The organism is Rufibacter hautae, assembly GCF_008271695.1.
In the GTDB taxonomy this organism is placed as follows: Bacteria; Bacteroidota; Bacteroidia; order Cytophagales; family Hymenobacteraceae; genus Nibribacter; species Nibribacter hautae.
This window is the reverse complement of the sequence record NZ_VKKY01000001.1, coordinates 1,290,836-1,308,661: the sequence shown is the minus strand read 5'-3', so window position 1 is coordinate 1,308,661 and position 17,826 is coordinate 1,290,836. Positions and strand designations below refer to the sequence as shown.

At 53.1% G+C, this 17,826-nt stretch carries 15 protein-coding genes and 1 pseudogene; 11 read left to right on the top strand and 5 right to left on the bottom strand.

The window, feature by feature from the left end; genetic code table 11:
• Positions 1 to 305 precede the first annotated feature (305 nt).
• Positions 306 to 1,457, bottom strand: a pseudogene (locus FOA19_RS23740) (M16 family metallopeptidase); the annotation flags it as partial.
• Between the two features lie 342 nt (positions 1,458 to 1,799).
• A complete protein-coding gene (locus FOA19_RS04930) occupies positions 1,800 to 3,377 on the bottom strand; it encodes a serine hydrolase (RefSeq protein ID WP_149089653.1) in 1,578 nt (525 codons plus the stop codon).
• 193 nt (positions 3,378 to 3,570) lie between these two features.
• Between FOA19_RS04930 and ruvX the strand changes: the two genes are divergently transcribed.
• The 11 genes from ruvX (at position 3,571) to FOA19_RS04875 (ending at position 15,162) form a co-directional block, all read left to right on the top strand.
• Positions 3,571 to 3,990 (top strand): Holliday junction resolvase RuvX, encoded by a 420-nt coding sequence (gene ruvX, locus FOA19_RS04925; RefSeq protein WP_149089652.1) that lies wholly within the window; start codon positions 3,571 to 3,573, stop codon positions 3,988 to 3,990.
• Complete coding sequence (gene def / locus FOA19_RS04920; RefSeq protein WP_149089651.1) at positions 3,987 to 4,553, top strand: peptide deformylase; 567 nt, start codon at positions 3,987 to 3,989, stop codon at positions 4,551 to 4,553. Before ruvX ends, def begins: the two co-directional genes overlap by 4 nt.
• Before the next feature lie 811 nt (positions 4,554 to 5,364).
• A complete protein-coding gene (locus tag FOA19_RS04915) occupies positions 5,365 to 5,877 on the top strand; it encodes a hypothetical protein (protein WP_149089650.1) in 513 nt (170 codons plus the stop codon).
• 146 nt (positions 5,878 to 6,023) lie between these two features.
• Positions 6,024 to 6,974 (top strand): zinc dependent phospholipase C family protein, encoded by a 951-nt coding sequence (locus FOA19_RS04910; protein WP_149089649.1) that lies wholly within the window; start codon positions 6,024 to 6,026, stop codon positions 6,972 to 6,974.
• Between the two features lie 103 nt (positions 6,975 to 7,077).
• Entirely contained in the window at positions 7,078 to 7,836 is a 759-nt protein-coding gene (locus FOA19_RS04905; protein ID WP_190300285.1) for a hypothetical protein, read from the top strand.
• Between the two features lie 131 nt (positions 7,837 to 7,967).
• Positions 7,968 to 8,696 carry a hypothetical protein gene (locus tag FOA19_RS04900; protein WP_149089647.1) on the top strand — a complete coding sequence of 243 codons (729 nt, stop codon included), beginning with the start codon at positions 7,968 to 7,970 and terminating at the stop codon, positions 8,694 to 8,696.
• A gap of 138 nt (positions 8,697 to 8,834) precedes the next feature.
• The gene (locus tag FOA19_RS04895) at positions 8,835 to 10,487 is read left to right on the top strand and encodes a S41 family peptidase (RefSeq protein ID WP_149089646.1); all 1,653 of its coding nucleotides are present in this window, start codon (positions 8,835 to 8,837) and stop codon (positions 10,485 to 10,487) included.
• Positions 10,488 to 10,774: 287 nt separating this feature from the next.
• The gene (locus FOA19_RS04890) at positions 10,775 to 11,974 is read left to right on the top strand and encodes a homogentisate 1,2-dioxygenase (RefSeq protein WP_149089645.1); all 1,200 of its coding nucleotides are present in this window, start codon (positions 10,775 to 10,777) and stop codon (positions 11,972 to 11,974) included.
• 456 nt (positions 11,975 to 12,430) lie between these two features.
• Positions 12,431 to 12,979, top strand: coding sequence for an REP-associated tyrosine transposase (locus FOA19_RS04885; RefSeq protein ID WP_149089644.1), 549 nt, complete (start codon positions 12,431 to 12,433; stop codon positions 12,977 to 12,979).
• Positions 12,980 to 13,181: 202 nt separating this feature from the next.
• Positions 13,182 to 13,562 (top strand): co-chaperone GroES, encoded by a 381-nt coding sequence (locus tag FOA19_RS04880; RefSeq protein WP_149089643.1) that lies wholly within the window; start codon positions 13,182 to 13,184, stop codon positions 13,560 to 13,562.
• A gap of 298 nt (positions 13,563 to 13,860) precedes the next feature.
• Entirely contained in the window at positions 13,861 to 15,162 is a 1,302-nt protein-coding gene (locus tag FOA19_RS04875; RefSeq protein ID WP_149089642.1) for a hypothetical protein, read from the top strand.
• Positions 15,163 to 15,431: 269 nt separating this feature from the next.
• Here FOA19_RS04875 and FOA19_RS04870 read toward each other — a convergent pair whose 3' ends face one another.
• The 3 genes from FOA19_RS04870 to FOA19_RS04860 all read right to left on the bottom strand — a co-directional run bounded on the left by FOA19_RS04870 (position 15,432) and on the right by FOA19_RS04860 (position 17,561).
• Positions 15,432 to 15,959 (bottom strand): CopD family protein, encoded by a 528-nt coding sequence (locus FOA19_RS04870; RefSeq protein ID WP_149089641.1) that lies wholly within the window; start codon positions 15,957 to 15,959, stop codon positions 15,432 to 15,434.
• A 150-nt stretch (positions 15,960 to 16,109) separates the two neighbouring features.
• Positions 16,110 to 16,742 (bottom strand): hypothetical protein, encoded by a 633-nt coding sequence (locus tag FOA19_RS04865; RefSeq protein ID WP_149089640.1) that lies wholly within the window; start codon positions 16,740 to 16,742, stop codon positions 16,110 to 16,112.
• Positions 16,743 to 16,748: 6 nt separating this feature from the next.
• On the bottom strand, positions 16,749 to 17,561 hold the full coding sequence (locus FOA19_RS04860) for a metallophosphoesterase family protein (protein WP_190300284.1): 813 nt from the start codon (positions 17,559 to 17,561) through the stop codon (positions 16,749 to 16,751).
• Between the last annotated feature and the right edge of the window lie 265 nt (positions 17,562 to 17,826).

Below are 17,826 nucleotides of genomic sequence, written 5' to 3'. Positions count from 1 at the left end.
TTCAGGCCAGAGTACTGATCAGCCGGGGCTTTGTAGCCGGTTGGGTCTACTTTGAAGTTGTCGGCTTTGGCAATCAATTCAGACTTGCCTTTGGGTACCACGCTCAGGATCACGGCTTTTTTGCCCTTCACATACTGGTTGTACACGCGTTGCACATCGGCTTTGGTCACCGCGTTCACTGCCTGTCTTTCCTTTACAAGATGGTTGGCGTTCCCGGTCATGAACTGGTTAGCCGCCAGGGTAGACGTTTTGCCAGATACGCTGGAAAGTCTGTTGATGATGCTGGCCTCATAGGAAGCTTTGTAACGGGCGATGTCCTCATCGGTCACGCCTTTTTTCTCGAACTCCGCCATGGCCTCGCGCAGTTGTTTCTCGGCATCAGCTAAGTTCTGGGTAGGCAGCACCCGCGCCGACAGCGCGAATTCACCAGCTAACTCAGAGGTGGAATGGTACGCACCGGCCTGGTTGGCTTTCTGCGTTTTCACCATGTTCTGGTAGATGATAGACGTTCTGCCGCCGCCAATGATATCGGCAAGTACATCCAGGGCTGGCTCATCCGGGTGATTGGCCGGCACGGTTGGCAACACCATTTGCACCAGCGGGAAACGCACGTTATCCTCGTAAGAGATGTAACGATCCTGGGCCAGTACCGGAGCCGGCAGTTTCATGTTCTTCACCTCCGGGCCGCGCTGGATAGAGCCGAAGTATTTCTCGGCGAGTTTCACCACCTGGGCCGGGGTTACGTCACCACCCACGGTCAGGGTAGCGTTGTTAGGGCCGTACCAGCGCAGGAAGAAGTTCTTGAGGTCATTTACGTTCACCCGGTTCAGGTCCTCGATGTACCCAATGGTGGTCCAGGCGTACGGGTGACCATACGGATACAAGGCAGCGCTCATTTTCTCGTAAGACAAACCGTAAGGAGCGTTGTCTACACGCTGTCCACGCTCGTTTTTCACGGTCTCGCGCTGCACCTCAAATTTCTGCTGGGTCACGGCATCCAACAGGAAGCCCATACGGTCAGCCTCTAACCAAAGGGCAGTCTCTAACTGGTTGGAAGGAACGGTTTCAAAGTAATTGGTTCTGTCGCGGTTGGTGGTTCCGTTCAGGGTTCCACCGGCCTCTGAGACAATCTTGAAGTGCTCTTCATCCGCTACGTTGTCCGAGCCCTGGAACATCATGTGCTCAAAGAAGTGCGCAAAGCCAGATTTGCCCACTTCCTCGCGGCCCGAGCCTACGTGGTAGGTCACATCCACGTGCACGATGGGGTCAGAATGATCTTCATGGACAATCACGGTAAGGCCGTTGGCCAATTGGTATTTCTCGTAGGGAATCACCAGCTCGCCGGGTTTGCGGCTCACCGTCTCTAACTTACGGGTACCACCCTGAGACTTGGTGGCGGTGGTAGTGGCTTTCTTGGCCGGCGTGGCTTTAGTCTGCGCTTGCGCCTGCGTTAACATGGCGGCAGCCAGCAAGATTGCCAGGGTGCTCTTCTTTGACATGCGAATAGTTTGTTTGGGTTGGGTAAAAGGATGACTCTGCTTATAATGATTTGGAATTATTCTTACATATCACAAAAGAGAGCGAGTTTGTAAACAAATGATAGTTAATGGTTTAAATTGCGGCGGCTGGGCTTTCGGGCCCGAAGTTGCCGTAGGGGTACTTTCTTAGTCGGCGGGAAGAATGGATTATTACAGCCCCGCCCATTTTCTGCCTTCTTTTCTCAAAAGACCCTGAAACCAGCGGGCTCCCTCCCTGCAAAGGTGAACGGAGCCCGTTGAGTTCAGAAAGAAGCCGAAAATTTACGGTTTGGCGGTGTTTACGCGGCTGAACTCCAACTCCGAGAAGTGTAAATCTGGATTGTTGGCGTCTAAGCGTAACTCAGAGATAGTACCGTCTGGGCCAGGCAGGAACCGGGCCTTGGTAGGCGTAAGCAGCGCGAAATTGTTTTTCCAGGCCAGGTTAAAGATGTCGGGTTGCCAGAGGGTGAGTTCTCCGCCCAAGGCTGGGGCCGAGACCAAGCTCAGCATCAGTTTTCCGTTTTGCACCGTTACTACCGCATCTCCATAATAAGGGCTGTGGAACGTGCCGGCGTAGGCGTTCAGGTCACGGGTGAGTTTGGCTTTGGCGGTTTTCTGTTTAGCGGTTTTGGCTTCAGCCGCCTTTTCTGCTGCTTGGGCTTTGGCAGCTGCCTCCAGGTTGAACTGGCTCCAGTCGCGGCCGTTCTGAATGCCCAGGAACTGATCTATGGTGTAGTTGGCAATGGGCGCCATGATGCTGCTCATGCTGTTGGTCAGAATCACGATGCCCAGTTTCTCCTCGGGCACCAGCACCGTGCGGCTGTTCATGCCTTCGTGGCCGCCGCTATGCACTACTATTTTTTTGCCCTGGTAGTCATTGAGCATCCAACCCAAGCCGGCTCCGCTGAAATGAACAGAAGGCGTGATTTTTTCCATCTCTTTTGCTACCGGTGTTGCGTTGTGCATGGTCCACATGGTGTGCGAGGCGTTCTCAGAAAACAGGCGCTGGCCTTTGTAGGTGCCCCGGTTCAGTTGCAGTTTGAGCCATTTGGCATCTTCGTTCACGCTGGTGAAAATACCGGCGGCCGGGTTCCAGCTGTCCCAGGCGGTAAGCACCGTAGGCACTGGTTTCCCGTTTTCTGAAGTAGGGTTGCCGTGCGGCTTGGTCACGTTTTCAATTCCCTTCAGTTGGTTCACCGAGGTGTAAGACCGATTCATGCCTAGCGGTTTAAAAATGCGTTCCTGGATGAACTGCTCCCAAGGCTTTCCGCTGATGGCCTCAATGACTTCGCCGGCGGCGATGAACATGAGGTTAGAGTAGCCGTAGCCGCCCCGGAAAGGATAAGCAGGTTTGAGGTACTTGGCCCGTTGCAGAATCTCTTTGCGGCTGAAAGTGGTGTTGTACCAGAGTATATCACCGGAGAAGGTCTGCAGGCCCACGCGGTGGCTTAGTAAGTCTCTGATGTTGAGGTTTTGCGTCACGTACGGGTCATAGAGTTGCAGGTACGGCAGGTATTTAGTCACGGGGTCGTCCCAGCTCAGTTTGCCTTCGTCTACCAGCATGGCCAGCGCGGCGGCGGTGTAGGCCTTGGTGTTGGAGGCAATCCCGAAGATGGTGTTGGCGTCCACGGTGCCGCCTTTCTGCTGGTCACGTACGCCATAGCCTTTGGCAAATACCACCGAATCGTTTTTCACGATGGCGATGGCCATGCCTGGTACGTTCCAGTCTTTAAGGGCTTTTTGGTAATAGGCGTCCAGTTTCTGGAGATCGGCTTGGGCAAAAACGGGTTGGGAGAGGCACCACAGGAAGAGCGCCAGGAAAGTAAGCCGGAGCGACCGGCCGGAAAAAAGAAGTGACATGGATGAGAGTTTCGTTTTACCTCCCAAGATACACAAAAAGACCGTTCGGTTGAAACTGGCCCGGCGGCGGAGAAGCCGGGTTTTCAGAATAATGCGCTACCTTTGTCTTCTTTCCGGGGGCAACGGACGCGCAACGCAGAAAGCCTGCGCCGTTTCTAGGCTTATTTCCGGAAAACAACGTAAAAACCGAGACATGGGGCGCATACTGGCCATTGATTACGGCGTGAAGCGGGTGGGAATCGCGGTTACTGACCCAATGCAGATCATCGCCTCTGGCCTGGACACGGTGCACGCCAAAGACTTGCACACGTTCCTGGCGCAGTACTGCCAGAAAGAGCAGGTAGACGAGTTTGTGGTAGGCATGCCCAAGCACCTGGACAGTTCAGACACGAACAACACCCAGCACGTGGTAGGCTTTGTCCGGAAACTGAAGAAGCAGTTCCCAGACAAGAAAGTCATCACCCATGATGAACGCTTTACGTCCAGAATGGCGTTTCAGACCATGATAGACGCTGGTTTGGGCAAGAAAGCCCGCGCCAACAAAGAGACCGTGGACAAGATCAGCGCCACCATTATTTTACAGAGTTACTTAGAGAGCAGACAATATCTATGATCTACCCTATTGTTGCCTACGGCGATCCGGTGCTGCGCACCAAAGCCAAAGACATCCCCTTGGATTCCCCTGAGCTGGAGAAGCTCATTGAAGACATGTTTGAAACCATGTACCACGCCCACGGCGTAGGTCTGGCCGCCCCGCAAATAGGCAAAAGCATCCGTCTGTTCGTGATTGATTCCAACCCTTTCATGGACGAGGACGAAAAAGACCAGGGCGTGAAGAAGGCGTTCATCAACCCCACCATCCTGGAGGAATCTGGCGAGGAGTGGGGCTTTGACGAAGGCTGCCTGAGCATCCCGGGCGTGCGCGAGGAAGTGTGGCGCCTGGAGCGTATCAAGATCAAGTACTATGACCTGCAAGGCAATGAGTACATTGAGGAGTTTGATGACGTGACCGCCCGTGTGATCCAACACGAGTACGACCACATTGAAGGCATCCTCTTCACCGACCATTTATCGGCGCTGAAAAAGCGCCTGATCAAAGGCAAACTCACCAAGATCACCAAAGGCGACGTGGACGCGGATTACCGCATGAAGTTCGCTGGGCTTAGCAAGCGGTAGTTGATTGTTTAGTAATTTTTGAAACCTCACGGGTCTGACAGATCTGTGAGGTTTTTTGTTTTGAGGCTATTTTTTCAAATTTATCACTCTTTCTCTGGTTCAATTCTCTTTCTCTGGTTCAAGTCTGTGACTTGGACCTATCATGGTCTGCAGTTTGCAACTGCAGTGAGGCGTTAGCCTCAAGGGCACTTTGAAGGTAGTTACTTTCTACTACCTTTCTTACAAGCCTCAGGGCTGCAGCCGTGGTCTGCGGGCGTTTGTCACTTTTCTCCTTGATGAGAAAAGTAACCAAAAGAATCAAGAAGCCTCAAACTCGCTGACGCTCGGACAGTGAGGCTTCAATCCAGTACCACCCCGCTAGAGTCCTCTGTTCCATCGTTGACGCAGGCCACTGCCATTTGAACAGCCACTGCTTGCGGCAGGCCGTGCCTCGGCCTCACTGTAGGCCTTCGCCCCGGTCTGCCGCAGGAAACAATCGGTCTTGGTATTCGTCTGGATTAACCATCTTGTTTACCTGATCAGGTAGAGACCAAGCACTGCCTTGTCTCCAACGAATCCTCTGCAATATCCGGCAGCTACGGAAGGGCACCCACAAGAGGCGCCCCTATATTCTCCTCTCAACCTCGCTCATGGTGCCCGCCGTTGTTGGTGTTATCACCAACAACCATAACTGCGTCCCAATCCTCTTCCTAACGCATTGAGGGATTCCCCTCCTGGGAGGGGTAGGGGTGGGTTCCCAAGCCATGAAAATTTTCTTTTGTCAAAATAATAATGTAACTTACTTACAGGCAGTTATAATTTGGAAGGTAGTATGAAACAGCTCGTTCTATTCCCGTTAGTTGTATTGCTCTCTCTCACCTGTGCGGGGCAAAGCCTTAATCTGGAGCAGCTTCTGAAGTTGCAGGGCATGGGCAAACAGGAGATTAGCGCTTTCTTGCATGACAAGGGCTGGGTGCCTAAATCAGATGTGGGGCCTACTGAAGGCAAGATGGGCAAAGCGGTCTGGGCCTACAATCCGGAAGACGAGGGCGCCGATGCCTGGTGCATTCTCTATTACAGTGAGGTCAGTCCTAACAGGATTCTCTACAACGCCCAGGGCGGTTCTGCCTTTGACAAAATCAGGAAGAATGTAAAGCAGCGTGACATGGCGGTGCTGGAGGCCGGGGAGCAGGTAGAGGGGCTTGACTTCGTGGACGCCTACACAGATTACGCCGATGAGCAGATAGTTGCCCGCCTGTATGACTACAAGCAGATCAACTACTACGGCATTAAGATCTTCAAGAAGGAAGATTACCTGCAGGCGAAGAAAAGCGCCAAGCTCTGAACCGGTTTCGCGCCTGTTTGTAAAAAACGGGCATCAAACGCCGGGGCTAAGCCAGCCGGAAGTTTACCAGATTATTTTAAGCCTGTTTTTAGGATAGAAGCCTGAAAACAGGCCTTTCCTTTTTCGGTCCACGCGTATAGTATTCCATGCTGAAACGGTTTCTGCTTCTGGTGCTTTTGCTTGTCTTGCAGCGGGTTGCCCTGGCTTGGGGCTTCTACGCGCACCAGCGCATCAACCAGCAGGCGGTGTACACCTTGCCGCCCGAGATGATCGGGTTTTACAAGCAGCATTTGCCGTATCTCATGGAGCAGGCCGTAGCCCCGGATAAAAGACGGTATGCGGTGCCCGAGGAAGGTGCCCGCCACTTCATTGACCTGGACGTGTACGGAGACAGTGCCGCCTACAAGCTGCCGCGCCGCTGGGATGACGCCGTGCAGCAATTCACCCTAGACACCCTACAGCGGCACGGCATCGTGCCCTGGCACATCGGGTTGGTGCAGTACCAACTCACCCAGGCCTTCCAGGAGCATGATGTGGCGCGCCTATTACGGCTTTCGGCGGAACTGGGCCATTACCTAGCCGATGCCTGCGTGCCGCTGCACACCACCCACAACTACAACGGTCAGTTCACCAACCAAAGAGGCATCCATGGGCTGTGGGAAAGCCGTCTGCCGGAACTTTGGGCCTCGGAATATGATTTCTTTCTGGGGCCACCGCAGCACTTGCCCAACCCCGGTCGCACCGCCTGGGAGATCGTGGCCAGGTCCAATGCCGCGTTAGATTCGGTCTTTACCGTAGAGAAACAGCTAAGCAAAACTTTTTCTGAGGACACGAAATACAGCCTGGAAGAGCGCGGCGCTTCTACCGTAAAAGTCTATTCCAGGGATTTCAGCAAAGCCTACCACCACGGACTGCAGGGGCAGGTTGAGCGGCAGATGCGGCTAGCTATCCACTTGGTGGCCAGTTACTGGTACACGGCGTGGGTAAACGCGGGCCAGCCCGATCTTAGGCAGATGGCGCCGCTCACACCCGAGCAAACGCAGCAACTGGAGCAGAATAAAATTGAGTACCAAACCGGTGAGCACGAGACACGCTAAAAGGTGTTTGGTGCGTTTAAATCCTGTTTTATGGAAAATAGGCCCAGAACGCATCTTGTGGAAAATGGAACCGGATGCAGAGAGAAAATAAGCAGAGCACCTTATGACAGGAGGCCCTCACATGGAGAAAAGCTATAGAGTTGACATATTCCTGATTGCCCTGGGACTGGCTACCCTGGTGGTACAGCGGTTCTTCCTGAACCCGGATACCGGCGGCGGAAGCTGGTTGGGCTTCCGGTCCACCAAAGTGGAGGCCTCGGCGCCCATCCGCGCGGCGGTGATGCCGGAGCCCGAGTGGACCCTCACGTTCCCGGCGGGCTCCAAGTACCAAGACCTCACCCCTCCGGAAGGCGTGGCCCCCAATCCTTTTCTGGAGGTGCGGCGCATCGTGAACGCCAACGGGCCGGTAAGAGACTACGCCGGCAAAGACACCGATATGCGCCAGCTTCTGTTGGCGCACACCGGCAAAGATTACCTGTTTGTTTTGCAGCAGCAGGCCGCCAACGAGATGCTGCGTCATGAGCTTTTCCACCATTACTACACAGATCCCACCCAGCCCAACATGCTGGAGGCCATCGGGTTTTACACAGACCAACTGCTGGAAGCAAAGTCTGAAGACGCTAAACTGATCTATATGTGCCTGCGGGCGCTCAAAGGTCATTGGCCACAGGAGCAGATTGCCCAGGCTGCCCTCTCTACTGCCACCCGGGTACAGGCCCGCGAAAAACAAGCCACTGCAGATACGGCCACTGCCCATGGGTACCACCGGCAGGTCTACGCCCGAGAACTGAAGAAGATGGCCGGTCGCCTGAAAAACCACGGCAAAGTGGATAAGCCTGTGGACAAGCGGGTGGATAGCTAAGTGGATAATGCGTGCACAAATATTCTGCCCCTATCTCTTTTGAGGGCTTACTTAAAGCATTACTTTAGGCGTGAGGGGAGGGGTATACTTGCCGGCGGCTGTCTTTAAAATATTGGTTTATAATTCATTTCATGATTCATTCCTTCCGTAGCCGTGCCGTACTGGCAGTGGCTTGTATTAGTATCTTAAGCCTGACCTCGTGCGAGAAAATGCTCCGCGACATGGCCACCAAAACCACCTCAGGGGAGAAAAAGCAAACCGCAGATTCAGTGGCGGCTGCCAATGCGCAGGCCTCTGCCGCCGCCTCGGCCAGGGCCAAAGAACCCGAATACGAGATCACCTATCCCAAAGGATCTAAATACGCCGACCTCACCCCACCCAAGGGAGTGAAGGAAAATCCGTTTGAGGAGATAGCCCGTATCTCTGAGGCGCATGCCGGGGAAGCCAACTGGGCCGACAAGCACGCCGATATCAAAGGGGTACTGCTGCAAAACCTGCAGAAAGACTATCTGTTTGTCCTGCAGCAGCAGGCCGCCAACGAGATGCTACGCAAGGAGCTGTTCCCGCATTACTACCAGGACATGGGCAACACCCGCGTGCTGCTGACCATCGCCTACTACACAGAGCAACTAGTGGAAGCCAAATCTGAAGATTCTGAGCTGATCTATAAGTGTCTGCGCGCCCTCAAAGGCCACTGGCCCGACAAGCAGATTGCCCAGGTAGCTTTGGGTACGGCCAAGAGAGTGCAGGCCCGCCCCATCTTGTCTCCCGCAGACACCACCACCCGCAACGGAAGCTACCGCCAGGTATACGCCCGCGAGCTCAGGAAAATGGCGCAGAAATTATCTTCTAACGCATAAGCCCGGTGAAGGCAACTTTACTGAGTTGTATTTTGTATTATGAAGGAAGATTTATTTTTGGTTAAGGTTGGCAACTGCTAAGAGGTCAATGGTTTGCAGAATAAGTCTTCTTTGGTGTTAATATGATTAGTATAATATATGACTGAGAAAACAGAGCCTAAGAAAATAGAGAATTCTTTGTTTCAGGTACGCTTGCCGCTCTTCCTGGGCCTGGCCATGGCCGTGGGCATCCTGGTGGGAGCCACTTTGTTCCAGCCTAGTTCCAACAATCCGCAGGGTACTGCCCGCGGATACCTCAAGTTCCGAGAGATTCTGAGCTACATTGACCGCGAGTACGTGGATACGGTGAACACCGAACAGCTTTCTGAGTACGCCATCAACAAGATGCTGGAGAAACTGGACCCGCACTCTTCGTACATTCCCTCTAAGGACATCACCATGGCCCGCTCTTATTTAGAGAGCGATTTTGACGGGATTGGCGTGGAGTTCAACATCTTCCGCGATACCTTGTATGTGATTGCGCCGCTGAGCGGAGGACCTTCTGAGCAGGTGGGCATCCAGGCTGGTGACAAGATCCTGAAAGTGAACGGCGAGGCTATTGCCGGCGTGAACATCTCCAACGAGATGGTGTTTAAGAAGCTGCGCGGCCCTAGAGGCTCCAAGGTGAATTTGACCGTGCTGCGTCCGCACGAGACCAAGCCGGTGCATTTCACGGTAACGCGCCGCAAGATTCCGTCCGTATCCGTGGATGCAGGGTACATGGTAGACAACAAGACCGGTTATATCAAAGTGAGCCGCTTCTCCAACGGGACCTATGAGGAATTCAAATCCAAACTGAATGGCCTGAAGAAACAAGGCCTGCAACGCCTGATTCTGGACCTGCGCGATAATCCCGGCGGGTACTTAGACCACGCCACCCGCATGGCCGATGAGTTCATTGCCGGAAACAAGAAACTGGTGTACACAGACGGCAAAGGCTCTAAGTACGATGCCAACTACTACGCCAAGGTGAAAGGTGACTTTGAGAACGGGGAGCTGATTGTCTTGATCAACGAAGGAAGCGCCTCGGCCTCTGAGATTCTGGCCGGTGCCTTGCAGGACCATGACCGTGCCTTGATTGTGGGCCGTCGTTCCTTCGGGAAAGGCTTGGTGCAGGTACCTATCCCGTTGTCTGACGGCGCGGAGCTTCGCCTGACCATCTCCAGGTATTACACGCCTAGCGGCCGTTCCATCCAGAAACCGTATGACCCCGAGTCAGCCGAGGATTACGAGATGGACATTGCCAACCGCTACAAGCACGGCGAGTTCTTCAGCCAGGACAGCATCAAGTTCAATGATTCGCTGAAATATAAAACCAGCCACGGGCGCGTGGTCTACGGCGGCGGAGGCATTATGCCAGACGTGTTCGTGCCCCGTGATACCACAGACAACACCAATCTGTTGACCGAGTTGTACCGCAAGAACGTGCTGCGCGAATATGCCCTCACGTACTTCCGGGACCACCGTCAGCAGTTGGAGAACACTTCCCTGACCAGTTTCCAGGAGTCGTTCCAGATCTCTGATGCCATGATGCAGGGGCTTTTGAAAGAAGCCAAGCGCGCAGACATCAAGGTGGACAGCAAAGAGCTGAAAAGGTCTGAGAAAACCATCCGCAACAACTTGAAGGCTTTCATTGCCCGCAGCCGCTACGAGGCCGCAGGTTTCTATCCCGTTCTGAATGAGGTTGACCCCGATTTCCAGCGGGCGCTGGGGCTCTTTGACCAAGCCAAGCACATTAGCTTAGGAAAGTAAATTTCCTTGATAGATTAGATTGAAAGCGCGGCAGGAAATCCTGCTGCGCTTTTTGCTTTATGGGGCAGGAAGTCCTAACTTATTCGCTCCATTGCAGAGGCTAAATTCCGGAAGGGAATAAGGGCTGTGGGTAATTCCTGTTTTGGAGCAGTTTTGGCCTAAACAGGCCTGAAACGCAGGCGGCTTTTAGATAGGTGAACAACTTATCTCTTCTGAAACCGAATTGCGTACGCGTTAAAAAGACATTCACTTCTTCGTTCAATCACTCCTTCACTCATTGAAAAGGTATGGCCTATTATCATCGGTTAGGAAACATCCCCCGCAAAAGACACACTCAGTTCAGGCAGCCCGACGGCAGTCTCTACCATGAGCAGTTGGTGGGCACGCTGGGCTTCTCTGGCGTTTCCTCGCTGCTCTACCACCAACACGCACCCACCAGAATCACCAGAATAGGGGAGCCGGTGCCGTACGGACCGGTGAAATCAGATGTGCCGCTGGCGCCTTACCACATCAAGCCGTTCAAAGGGGAAAGTACCGGCGAAGATTACCTGGGTGCCCGCAAGACGGTCCTGATGAACAAGGACTGCACCATCTCCATCTGCCTGCCGCTCGAGCGCCAGATGACGTACTTCTACAAGAATGCCTTAGCTGATGAGATTGTCTTCATCCACGAGGGTTCCGGCGAGTTACGGTCGCAGATGGGCCGCCTGGAAGTGGAAGCCGGCGATTACGTGGTCATTCCCAGAACCATCATCCACCAGTGGAAGTGGAACGAGGGGCCGGTGCGCCTGCTCATCACCGAGAGTTTCAGCCCCGTGGAGACCGTGCGCCGCTATCGCAACCACTTCGGGCAGTTGCTGGAGCACAGCCCCTACTGCGAGCGCGACATCCGGCCGCCGCATGAACTGCTGGTAGAAAACGAGCCCGGCGATTACCTGGTCCAGATCAAAAAGGAAGGATTCCTGCACCAGTACCACTATGATTTTTCGCCGCTGGATGTGGTGGGCTGGGACGGCTATTTCTACCCGTACGCATTCTCCATCCATGATTTTGAGCCCATCACCGGCCGCATCCATCAGCCGCCGCCCGTGCACCAGACCTTTGAGACGCAGGGATTTGTGGTGTGCTCCTTTGTACCCAGGTTGTTTGATTACCACCCACTGGCTATTCCGGCGCCCTACAACCACTCCAACGTAGACTCAGACGAGATTCTGTACTACGTGGCCGGCAACTTCATGTCCCGCAAAGGCATTGACATCGCCTCGTTCACCATCCACCCCAGCGGCCTTCCACACGGCCCGCACCCCGGCACCGTGGAAGCCAGCATCGGGAAGAAGGAAACGCATGAACTGGCCGTCATGATTGACACCTTCAAGCCGCTCTACCTGACCATGGATGCCCTGGAACTGCTGGACCAGAACTACCCCATGAGCTGGAACCCAGACGTGGCCCCGCAGGCACCCCGCCCGGCGGATATGATGGAATAGGGTTTTAGGGGTGTTTTGGGAAACCGCGCTTGAAACGGAGGCACGTAAGTTTAGAGGCTTCCGAAGTAAGATTCCCACAAGTTACGCTGTCGCTAAACTTGCGGAAGAGGGATATTAATTTGTTTAAAGTTCAGTAAGTGGCTTGGTTTGATTTTACCATAGGATTGCTTTGCTTGTTAATAGGACTGATCTCAATCTATCATATGCACGGCGAGAAGAAGAATGGTTATAAGGATGAATATGGTCACGGAGCCGGTATGTATATTGTTGCTACTGGCATGATTATATATGGCTCCTTCGAGATACTGAGAGTGCTGTATAATTTGGTATAAAATCACTTTTAAGCCAAATGCCTTGAATGGGAAAAGGCTTCATTCTTCTCGCCTCTCCCGCAGGTTTAGCGAAGCGTAACTTGTGGGTGCCCATTGCGGTAAGTTTATAAACTTACCTTGTTCCATGAGCCTTAGCTACAAAATAAGAGAACAGCAGAGCCTGTATTTCGTCTCCTTCGCTACCGTCAATTGGATAGACGTATTTACCAGAAGGGAGTACAAAGACATTTTTGTAGAAAGCCTTCAGTTCTGTATCAAACATAAAGGCCTGGAAGTGTATGCCTGGTGTCTCATGTCCAATCACGTACATCTCATCATTGGCTCAACGGGGGATAAGTTGGAGAATATCTTACGAGACTTGAAACGGTACACTTCCAAAGAAATCACGAAAGCAATTGAGGAAAATACACGGGAAAGTAGAAGAGAATGGATGCTTTGGATGTTCGAGCGGGCCGGTAAAAAGAACCCCAATAATACTAAATACCAATTTTGGCAGCAGACGAACCATCCTGTTGAGTTAAGCAGTAATGCAATGTTGAAACAGCGCTTGGCCTACCTGCACCAGAACCCCATTGTGGCTGGCTGGGTAGATGAGCCGGAACATTACCTTTACAGCAGTGCCCGTGACTATACAGGGGTGAAAGGCTTGGTAGAGGTGGTAGTGATAGAGTAGGAAGGAAGTTTATAAACTTCCGCCATGATACCCACAAGTTACGCTGTCGCTAAACTTGCGGGAGTTCTCCTATTTCTAGCCTACTTTCTCCAAAATTTCCTCTAAACACAATTCCTGCTCTTCGTCCCTTCCTTCCCCTAGTAGCGCCGAACGCAATCGCAGTTGTATCTTTGCAGCCCTATTTACTTTAACGTTGACCACTATGCGCAAAGACTCACCCGCCAATAAACTGCAGAAGCTGATTGTAGTAGGAGACCGCTTGCTCATTAAACCCAAGAGCACAAAAGAGCAGACCAAGAGCGGCTTGTTTCTGCCGCCCGGCGTGCAGGAGAAAGAAAAGGTGCAGGAAGGCTACGTGATGCGTGTGGGGCCCGGCTACCCCATTCCTGCTGATTACGGGCTGGACGATGAGATCTGGAACCAGGACGAGAAGGAACAGGTGCGCTACCTGCCGCTGCAGGCCCGCGAAGGCGATTTGGCCATCTACCTGCAGCGCGATGCCGTGGAAATCAACTACCTGGGCGATAAATATTTTATTGTGCCGCAGTCTTCGGTGCTGCTGCTGGAGCGCGAAGAGGAATAGTCTAAGACAGAAAAAGCATCTTTCGTTTTTAGCCTGTTTTAGCTGAAATAAGCCTAAACCTGTATCAGAAAGTGTTCGCTTTTGAATGATTGTTGTTCGGAAGCGAACATTTTTGTTTTAAGTGTAGAAGATAAAATTCTGTAAATCACTACATTAACTCGTTGGCATGGCGCTTGTCTAAGAAAGTAACAGAAACATTTTCTCTTTTCCGTGCAACCACCCCAAACAGCGGTTGTCTTTAGGTTAAAAGAGAAAGGGTTCCCGGTACTTGTAAGACAATTCACTAAAACGTCACGCCATGCGTCCATTTCTGCTTTCCTCTTTCCTTGCTTTCGGCTGTCTTAACTTGGTGGCGCCGGTTTATGCCCAAACCTCAGAGGACGGGCAGAAAGCCAAGAAGACCACTTCGTCCAGCCACGAGGAAGTGCGGGTGATCAACGGCACGTTTACCACCCAGGGCAGCAAAGGGGAATCTGTGTACATCACCACCGATGACAACGGGCTGCGCCTGAAGTTGGTGACCAGCGGAAACGTGACAGTAGCCGAGGATGAACATTCCATCACCGGCCTGAGCCAGGGCGGACGCTTTGAATTTGCCCGCCAAGAGAAATCGGGGCCGGAGCACAAGGTGGTGCTGGAGAACAGAGACGGCGCTCTGGAAGGTAACTACTGGATTGACGGCGAAACGCAGGACTATGCCACCGCCGGACAGACCTGGCTGGCGAAGCACCTGCCCGAGATGGTGTCCAAAACCGGTTTGGGGGCCGAGGCCCGCGCCGCGCGCCTGTACGGGGAAGGCGGTGCCAAAAAACTGCTGGCCTTTACCGCAGGGATGGAAGCCGGTTCTGGCCGCACCAAAATGTACAAGTACCTCCTCGGGAAAGAGGATTTGAAGCCGGGCGAGATGCGCCTCCTGCTGGAGCAAGTAACCCAGGGAAAAACCTCGGACTACGAAGCCGCGTCCATCCTCACCAAGCTTCCGCTGGACTTTCTGGCGAACTCAGAGACCGCCGAGGCCTACGCCACTGCCAGCGCTTCCCTGGAATCTGACTACGAGAAATCACGGGTGTTGAGGCACTTGTTGCAACAGGAGGAACTCTCTGAGAAAGCCCTGGACAAAACCGCTGAGGCCATTGCCACCATTGACTCTAACTACGAGAAAGTGAAAGTCCTGCACGCGCTGGCCAGCCGTCCGCAGCTCTCAGAAAAGCAGTTTGAGCTGTCTATGCGGGCTTTGCAGAACATTTCCTCAGACTATGAGCGCACCAAAGGACTGCAGCCGCTCATGCGCCATGAGCAGCAATTAGTCAAGTACTTTGACAAAGTGCTGCCGCTCATGAACAGCATTGGCTCTGACTATGAGAAAGCCAAGGCGTACAGCAGTCTGTTGGGTAACTCGCGGCTGAGCACAAGCCAGTACCTGCCTTTGCTCAAAGCCAGCGAAAGCATCGGGTCAGACTACGAGAAGGCCAAGCTGCTCCGCAAGATGGCGCTGCAGCTCCCCAAAGACGATAAGAAAATAAGAGAAGCGTATTCCCAGGCGGCTAAAACCGTGGGTTCTAAATATGAATACGAAAAGGTAATGGCGGCTTATCAGTAAGTCGCTGTCATGTTGGTTGTTTGTAGTGAGCCGGCCCCTTTGGGGCCGTTTCCTTTTTAGGCCCAACCTGTTTCGGGCCTGTTTTCTGGAAAAGAGACTGGATTCTCAAGAGGCTACCACCAGAAGCAAAAGGGTTTCGGGGCTGATTTCTGAAAATCAGGCCCGAAACCCTTTTGCCTCTATTTTGGAAAGGTGATGAGGTGAACGGCTGTTGCAACTTGCCCACAAGGTCCTTTCAGGAGGGGCAGGATGCCAGAAGGAGAGAAGGCTCAAGCTTTTCTGAGTTTGCGGTAAACCATGATGGCCACCATAAGCAGGACCGATAAACCGATGAAACCCAGTACGCCCCAGGTAGCGTCCAGGCCGTTTTTCAACACTACCAGAAACACAATGCTCACCAGGAAAAGCGTGGCTACCTCGTTCCAGATGCGCAGGGCGGTGGAGGTTTGCTTTATCTCGCCGCGCTGGTGCTGTTTGAAAATGTGATGGCAGTACAGGTGATAGGCCAGCAGTCCGGCCACAAAGCCCAGTTTGATCCAGAGCCAGGTAGGGATGGGGTCATAGTAGCGCAGAAGACTCAGGCCCATGAGCACGGTGAGTACCGCCGAGGGCCACGTAATGCCGTACCACAACCGTTTCTGCATGAGCGCGAACTGCGTCTGCAGAATGCTTTTCTCAGGCTCGGGTTTAGAGGCCGTTTCTGCGTAATATACAAACAACCGCACAATGTAGAACAGGCCCGCAAACCAGGTGACCACAAAAATGATGTGCAGCGATTTCAGGTAATTATAATCCATAACAATATCCGCGCGGGGGAAGGCTGTGAAGAGAACCGCTGCAAAAATGAGGGTTTGTGCCGGAGAAACCAACGCCCGCCCAAACAGAACTGTTTCCCTTAAGCTTTGTTTCTGTGCCGATTTCTGGAAAACAGCCCCTAAACGGACGCTCTACAGGGAAAGGCGCACGCCAATGGCCAGGTTAAGGATATCGGGGACCGAGATGCCCTTGTTCCGGTACTTGTCCACAATCATGACGTCGCTGGTGCCAATCTCGCCGTAGAGCTCTCCGTAGTGAGGCCGTTTTTTGCCACCGAACTCCCGGCCCAGCGAGGAGCCCACAAAGGGCAGAATGCGTGTAGCCGTGGGCCAGATGTAGTAGCCCTCGGGGTAGTGCTTGGGGAAGAAGGTCTCAAACTGTTCGCCAATGGTCATGCTGATGCCCGCGCCCGCCCTGATCCAACTGATCTGGAACCCCTTGAACAGCGGCTTGGGATGGCTCTGGTAGTATACTCGGGTGGTAAACGTATGGGTGGTGTTCTTGAATCCGTAGTTGGGCGTAAACCCGTACATAAGCTCGGCGTTGGTGCGGTCATGTTTCCCGAAATCGTAGCCCACCCCCGCCGCCAGAATTCCTATAAGGCCGGCGTGCTGCGCCACCACGTAATCTGGGGCGTACCATTTGTTTTTGGGGCGGTCTGCCTTGTCAACGGTGATTTGGGGAAGGGTATCGATGTCCTGCGCGGAGGCAGTGAGGGAGAGCGTGAGGCAGAAAAGCAGGCAAAAAGCGGAAAAGTTTCTCATACAGAATCAGAAATCAATTTTTTCGTAGGTTGCCTGGTCTCCGGTTACTGTCACCAGCACATAACTCCGCTTCAAAGACGCGGCGGTGGTGACGTAGGGAATGCCGTCATCATACAGCTCAGACGCGCGGTAGTTGTGCGTGTGGCCGTGCAGGGAAAGGCGCACGTTGTATTTGCGCATCAGGTTTACGTAGGTCTGTTCCTGGGCGGGGTTGGCCTCGCTGTTGTCAGGGATGATGTGCGAGATCACGAATTTGTTCATAATGGTCTGGGGGGTCTGCAGTTCTTTCTCCAGCCAGTTCACATCGGGCACGCTCGCGTCGAACTCCAGGAAGTTGGTGTTGAGCAGGATGAATTTATTTGGCCCGAAGGTGAAGGAGTGGTTCAGGGGGCCGTACATCTCTTTGTAGAGCTTGTCGCCATCGCCCAGGCAGTCATGGTTCCCGATCACGGTGACGTACGGGGCCTTCAGTTTGGCCAGCACGCGGTGCATGCGCTCGTACTCGTCGGTGAAAGCGTAGTTCGTGAGGTCGCCGGCGTGAATCACGAAGGCAATGTCGCGGGAGTTCATGTCTTTCACCATGTCCTCGGTCTCGGCAAAGAATCCCTGAGTGTCCCCGGTCAAGGCAAACCGTAGCGGATTCTCGGGATTGTACTGGCTTTCCAGGGCTTTGATGCGGGCTACGTTTTGGGCGGTAAGGTCTTTGAACTCTAGATTACCGGCGTACGGGTGGTACTCAAACATATCGCAGGCCGATAGCAGGAAGAGAAAAGACAATGCCAACCACTTGCAAGGCGGTGGCAGAAAGTAGGTTTTCATGGAGTTGACGCTATAAAACGGGTAGAAACATTCGTTTTCTCCTATACCCCATAACAGGGGCAAGGTTGCTGGTTTTGCGGCATATACGCAAATAAGCACTGCCCGGGCTTCTGGCTTCAGATATTTATAGTAAGATGTTAAAAACCTGATCTTTGTAATTATATTTGTTTTATGCATAGAACCTGTGCCGGAAAGAGATTACTGCTCCTTTTGCCAACTTTCTTCCTGTTGGCTGGTTTTGCGTGTAAACGATTGCCTGAAACAG

Coding starts and splice junctions, on each gene's coding strand:
- FOA19_RS04930 (WP_149089653.1), bottom strand. CDS start 3,377: ATGTCACTTCTTTTTTCCGGCCGGTCGCTCCGGCTTACTTTCCTGGCG.
- ruvX (WP_149089652.1), top strand. CDS start 3,571: ATGGGGCGCATACTGGCCATTGATTACGGCGTGAAGCGGGTGGGAATC.
- def (WP_149089651.1), top strand. CDS start 3,987: ATGATCTACCCTATTGTTGCCTACGGCGATCCGGTGCTGCGCACCAAA.
- FOA19_RS04915 (WP_149089650.1), top strand. CDS start 5,365: ATGAAACAGCTCGTTCTATTCCCGTTAGTTGTATTGCTCTCTCTCACC.
- FOA19_RS04910 (WP_149089649.1), top strand. CDS start 6,024: ATGCTGAAACGGTTTCTGCTTCTGGTGCTTTTGCTTGTCTTGCAGCGG.
- FOA19_RS04905 (WP_190300285.1), top strand. CDS start 7,078: ATGACAGGAGGCCCTCACATGGAGAAAAGCTATAGAGTTGACATATTC.
- FOA19_RS04900 (WP_149089647.1), top strand. CDS start 7,968: ATGATTCATTCCTTCCGTAGCCGTGCCGTACTGGCAGTGGCTTGTATT.
- FOA19_RS04895 (WP_149089646.1), top strand. CDS start 8,835: ATGACTGAGAAAACAGAGCCTAAGAAAATAGAGAATTCTTTGTTTCAG.
- FOA19_RS04890 (WP_149089645.1), top strand. CDS start 10,775: ATGGCCTATTATCATCGGTTAGGAAACATCCCCCGCAAAAGACACACT.
- FOA19_RS04885 (WP_149089644.1), top strand. CDS start 12,431: ATGAGCCTTAGCTACAAAATAAGAGAACAGCAGAGCCTGTATTTCGTC.
- FOA19_RS04880 (WP_149089643.1), top strand. CDS start 13,182: ATGCGCAAAGACTCACCCGCCAATAAACTGCAGAAGCTGATTGTAGTA.
- FOA19_RS04875 (WP_149089642.1), top strand. CDS start 13,861: ATGCGTCCATTTCTGCTTTCCTCTTTCCTTGCTTTCGGCTGTCTTAAC.
- FOA19_RS04870 (WP_149089641.1), bottom strand. CDS start 15,959: ATGGATTATAATTACCTGAAATCGCTGCACATCATTTTTGTGGTCACC.
- FOA19_RS04865 (WP_149089640.1), bottom strand. CDS start 16,742: ATGAGAAACTTTTCCGCTTTTTGCCTGCTTTTCTGCCTCACGCTCTCC.
- FOA19_RS04860 (WP_190300284.1), bottom strand. CDS start 17,561: ATGAAAACCTACTTTCTGCCACCGCCTTGCAAGTGGTTGGCATTGTCT.